Origin of the sequence: Aeromonas molluscorum 848 (assembly GCF_000388115.1) — a bacterium.
Lineage (GTDB): Bacteria > Pseudomonadota > Gammaproteobacteria > Enterobacterales > Aeromonadaceae > Aeromonas > Aeromonas molluscorum.
Genome location: NZ_AQGQ01000237.1, coordinates 1 through 4,703, shown reverse-complemented (window position 1 = coordinate 4,703; position 4,703 = coordinate 1). Strand labels below are relative to the sequence as shown.

At 62.0% G+C, this 4,703-nt stretch carries 4 protein-coding genes and 1 pseudogene; all 5 read right to left on the bottom strand.

Annotated features, from left to right (window positions below; translation table 11 throughout):
• Positions 1–415 (bottom strand): YfiR family protein (locus tag G113_RS19265; RefSeq protein WP_005910402.1); only part of this gene is annotated, 415 nt, incomplete at its 3' end.
• 241 nt (positions 416–656) lie between these two features.
• The gene (gene tyrR / locus G113_RS19260; protein ID WP_005910400.1) at positions 657–2,204 is read right to left on the bottom strand and encodes a transcriptional regulator TyrR; all 1,548 of its coding nucleotides are present in this window, start codon (positions 2,202–2,204) and stop codon (positions 657–659) included.
• Positions 2,205–2,366: 162 nt separating this feature from the next.
• Positions 2,367–2,705 (bottom strand): 4a-hydroxytetrahydrobiopterin dehydratase, encoded by a 339-nt coding sequence (locus G113_RS19255; protein ID WP_005910398.1) that lies wholly within the window; start codon positions 2,703–2,705, stop codon positions 2,367–2,369.
• Positions 2,706–2,760: 55 nt separating this feature from the next.
• Positions 2,761–3,555: a phenylalanine 4-monooxygenase gene (gene phhA / locus G113_RS19250; protein WP_005910396.1), complete on the bottom strand. Its 795-nt coding sequence runs from the start codon at positions 3,553–3,555 to the stop codon at positions 2,761–2,763.
• Positions 3,556–3,768: 213 nt separating this feature from the next.
• Positions 3,769–4,703: pseudogene (locus G113_RS19245) on the bottom strand (aldehyde dehydrogenase family protein); the annotation flags it as partial.

Sequence of the window (4,703 nt, the reverse complement as noted above, 5' to 3'; positions counted from 1 at the left end):
GCTGCAAGGCCCGCCTGTTCGCTAATGCTGAGCAAGGCATGACCCGCAGGCGGGCGAACAGAATTAGCCGTTCGGCCTCCCCTATATCCCCCAAATAGAGCACATCGCAGTGGTCCGGGACCAAGGGGTCGCCCACGTTGTAGCGACTGACCGTGACCCGGCGGCCATTGGCCTGCTGGCTGATATGAAACAGGTTGTCGGCATATTCTGTCGGCCCCAGCACGCAGAGCCGCATCGTAGGAGGTTCGACTGGCCAGCGGGTATAGCTGAGGATATCGAGCACCGTCTGGCGCACATGCTCGACGCGTACCTCGGCTTGCGTGCCACGACTATGGGTTTGGATATCGGCCAGGGCCAACGAGCTTGCCAGCAGGCAGAGACCGGCAAACAGATGAAGCAGATACGATAGGTGCATAGGTTTGATCATTGAGATAGTGGCACAGATCCTAGCATGTCCCTGAACCACAGGGTTAGCCCGACAGTGCCGCGCCAGGGCGCGTCTTGTCAACATTGGACCTCATGCTGACCCTTGTCATCCACCCTCAGGGAGGCAACGGCCCTGCGAATCGGGGCCATGACGCATAGGGACAGGCCCGCCTTGTTCATAACACAAAGAGGTCACATGGCCTCTTTGTGTTATGCGGCGAGCGCGGCACTTACTTCTTGCCGATGCCATATTCTCGCAACTTGTTGGCGATGGCCGTGTGGGAGACCCCGAGCCGCTTGGCCAACTGGCGGGTCGAGGGGAAGGCGGGATAGAGACGCGCCAGCAACCGGCTCTCGAAGCGCTTGACTGCCTCGTCCAGGGCTCCTTCGAACCACTCGTCGATGAGTGGCATGGCGTCGGGCGCCACCGGCAAGTCTATCTGCTCGGGACCTATCTCATCCCCTTCCAGCAGCGTCATGGCGCGATAGAGGCAGTTGCGCAGCTGGCGCACGTTACCCGGCCAGCGATAGGCGGTCAGGTACTCCGCCATGTTGCGGGTGAAGCGCGGCTTGGGGCGCTGCAACTCGCTGGCGAAGCGGGCGACGAATTGCTGGGCCAGGGCCATGATATCCGCCTTGCGCTCGCGCAGGGGTGGCAGGGACAAACTCAGCACGTTGAGACGGTAATAGAGGTCTTCCCGAAACTTGCCCTCGGCCACCAGATCCAGCAACTGCTTCTGGGTGGTGCAGATGAAGCGCACATTGACCTTCACCTCCTGCTCGTCACCGACCCGGCGAAACACCCCGTCTTGCAGCACGCGCAGGAACTTGGTCTGCAGATGAGCAGACATGTCCCCAATCTCATCGAGCATCAGGGTACCGCCGCTGGCGAGCTCGAGCACGCCGCGCTTGCCTTCGGTGTTATTGCCAAAGGCGCCGGGGGCGTAACCGAACAGCTCGCTCTCGGCCACGTTATCGGGCATGGCGGCGCAGTTGAGGGCCATGAAGGGGTGGCTGGATCTCAGGCTGGCACCGTGGCAGGCGCGGGCCAACAGCTCCTTGCCGGTGCCGGTTTCGCCGACGATGAGCAAGGGGGCATCCTGCATCGCCAGTTTGCTGGCCTCGGTCAGAACCTGTCTCATCTTGGGGCTTTCTGCCTGCAGATGCTCGAAGCCACCCACCTCGATGGCATGCAGGGCGCTGAAATGCAGGCCGACCCGACGGGCAGACTTGAGCACCACCACGGCCCCCGCCAGCGCCTGCTTGCCCTTCTCCTCAGCCACGAAGAGCGGCATCAGATCCGCCAGGTACTCCTCACCGCCCAGGCTCAGCTTGCAGGTTTGCGGCTTGATGTCGCTCGACTCGAGCCAACGGGTGAAGGCAAACCCCTTGATCAGGGAACCGAGTGCCACTCCCTTGACCTCCTCCAGCGGCAGGTTGAGGGTGGTCAGCGCCGACTGGTTGACCTGGGTGATGCGACCACGGCTGTCGAGGGAAAACACCAGATCCGGCAGCGCCTTGAGCAGGGCGCGGATCTCGTGGTGTTCACGCTCGGAGGGCAGATAGGGGACGGTCTTGACGTCGTGTACCCCGGGGATGCGACGGATCTCGGGCATCAGATGCTGGAAGTCGCGAAACTCCAGCTCGGGGAAGTTGAGGTAGATGATGCCTGTGGTATCGATTTCGATGCCGCGCAGATCGATATTGTGCTCCACCAGACGATCGAGCAATTCCCGGGTCAGGCCCAGGCGGTCTTCACAGCTGACTTCAAGACGCATTCGAGGCAGGCTTCCTGGCTAACTTCATGATGGGCGTGATAATAACGTCTCCCCCCCGCCAGTGCGAGACTTGCCCGGTAAAAATGAGGGCCCGCCCCGGTTTGCACCGGGCGGGCCCGCGTTCAAGGCGTCATTGCCCCACCCCGGGGACATCCCCTTGTGCTATTTGAACAAAGCGTCGGTGCGCGCCGCCATGATGAAGTCATTGCGGTGCAGACCCTGGATCTTGTGAGTCCACCAGGTCACCGTCACCTTGCCCCACTCGGTCAAGATGCCCGGGTGGTGAAACTCGGCCTCGGCCAGCTCGCCCAGGCGATTGGTGAAGGCGAGCGCCTCCTTGAAGTTGCGGAAGATAAACTCCCGGCGCAACTGCAGCACTCCCTGCTCGCTCACCGGCTGCCAATCGGGGATGGCATGCATCAACTCGGCCAGCTCCTGTTCACTCACTTTAGGGGCATCGGCCCGGCAGGCTTCACAGCGCTGGTTTGCCAATTCAGACATGTATTTCTCCTTGATAAAATGGACGTGGCCCGCCAGAAGCTTGGCCCTGAGCCGCCTAGCTGGCCGCCTGCATGGGTTTGGGGGGATAGAGTGGACTGAACAGACCAAGCTGTCTGGCCTGGGCCAACTGCGCCAATATCTCATCCCGGGTCAGGGAATAGAGGCTGTCCAGGCTCGGCAGCACATAGTAGAGGGGCTGCATGATGTCGATGCGATAGGGCGTGCGCAGCACATCTTGCAGCTCGAAAGGGGTGCGGCGCGGCGTCTCGGACAGGGCGTAGGCCGTCTCGCCGATGGAGGAGAGAATACCGCCCCCATAGATACGCAGCCCCGCAGGAGTATCAAGCAGACCAAACTCCACCGTGAACCAGTAGAGCCGCGCCAGGAAGACCCTCTCCTCCTTGCTGGCACTGAGCCCCAGCTGGCCATAGGTGTGAGTGAAGTCGGCGAAGGCCGGGTTGGTCAGCATGGCACAGTGGCCGAAAATCTCGTGGAAGATGTCCGGCTCTTGCAAATAATCGAGCTCGTCCCGACGGCGAATGAAGGTGGCCACCGGAAACTGGCGGTTGGCGAGCAAGGCGAAAAAGCGATCGAAAGAGATGAGTGCCGGCACGGCCACCACAGACCAGCCGGTACAGGGCGTGAGCACGGCATTGATCTCGCCCAGTTGGGGAATGCGATCCCGGGGCAGGTCGAGCAGATCCAGCCCGGCCTGATACTCGGCGCAGGCCCGTCCCGCCAGACAAGGCAACTGGCGCTCGATCAGGATCTGCCAGGTGGCATGTTCTTCACGGCTGTAATCGATAAATCCCCGACTGTCGGGCTGGTGCGCTGTGTACTGATTTCCCATGCTGGCATCCTGCGGCATCCGTGGCGATGGCGAGTCGGTCGCCATGTCGGTGAGCCGACGCGGTCGACTCGGAAGGCACTCTCTAGTCAATCCACTGACAGAGCACCTGATGGGATCACTGTAACGATTTCTCCCCATAAAAAGCAGCCGACCCAAGGTCGGCTGCTTATCAAAGCATGTAAAGAAAATGTGACAACCGCTGGCTAATCCCCCCTACAACTTGACCATGATATGGCGCGGCACCGTGTAATCCTCCAGCGCATAGAGGGAGAGATCCTTGCCGTAACCGGACATTTTCATGCCGCCATGGGGCATCTCCGAGGTGAGCATGAAGTGGGTGTTGATCCAGGTGCAGCCATATTGCAGGTGGCTGGCCACCTTGCTGGCGAGGCTCAAATCCCGGGTCCAGACCGAGGAGGCGAGGCCATAGTCCGAGTCGTTGGCCCACTGCACCACCTGTTCGGCGTCGCCAAAGCGGGTCACCGACACCACGGGGCCGAACACCTCCCGGCGTACTATTTCATCCTCCTGACGGGCATGGACGATCAGGGTCGGCTCGAAGAAGAAGCCGTTGCCGGGGCGGATCTTGCCCCCCGCCGTCACCTCCACATGGCCACTACTCTGGGCCCGCTCGACGAAGCTGGCGACCCGGTTGCGCTGCCGGTCCGAGATGAGCGGCCCCATCTCCACCCCCTCCTCGTACTGGCTGCCCACCTTGATGGAGGCCACCGCCTCGGTCATGGCGGCGACGAATTTGTCGTAGATCTTGCCCTGGGCGTAGATGCGGCAGGCGGCGGTGCAATCTTGCCCGGCGTTGTAAAAGCCGAAGGTACGAATCCCCGCCACCACGGCCTCCAGATCCGCATCGTCGAAGATGATGACCGGCGCCTTGCCCCCCAGCTCAAGGTGGGTGCGCTTCATGGTGCGGGCGGCGCTTTGCAAAATTTTCTGGCCGGTGGCGATATCGCCGGTGAGCGACACCATGCGCACCAGCGGATGCTCCACCAGCGGCGCCCCCACGCTCTCGCCTCGCCCGCAGATGACGTTGATGACGCCGCGGGGGAAGATCTCGCTGGCGAGCTCGGCGAGGCGCAGGGCGGTGAGCGGGGGTCTGGCTCGGAGGGCTTGAGCACCACGGGTATTGCCCG

Bases quoted from the DNA above. Each gene is read 5' to 3' on its own strand.
- tyrR (WP_005910400.1), bottom strand. From the start codon at position 2,204: ATGCGTCTTGAAGTCAGCTGTGAAGACCGCCTGGGCCTGACCCGGGAA.
- phhA (WP_005910396.1), bottom strand. From the start codon at position 3,555: ATGGGAAATCAGTACACAGCGCACCAGCCCGACAGTCGGGGATTTATC.
- G113_RS19255 (WP_005910398.1), bottom strand. From the start codon at position 2,705: ATGTCTGAATTGGCAAACCAGCGCTGTGAAGCCTGCCGGGCCGATGCC.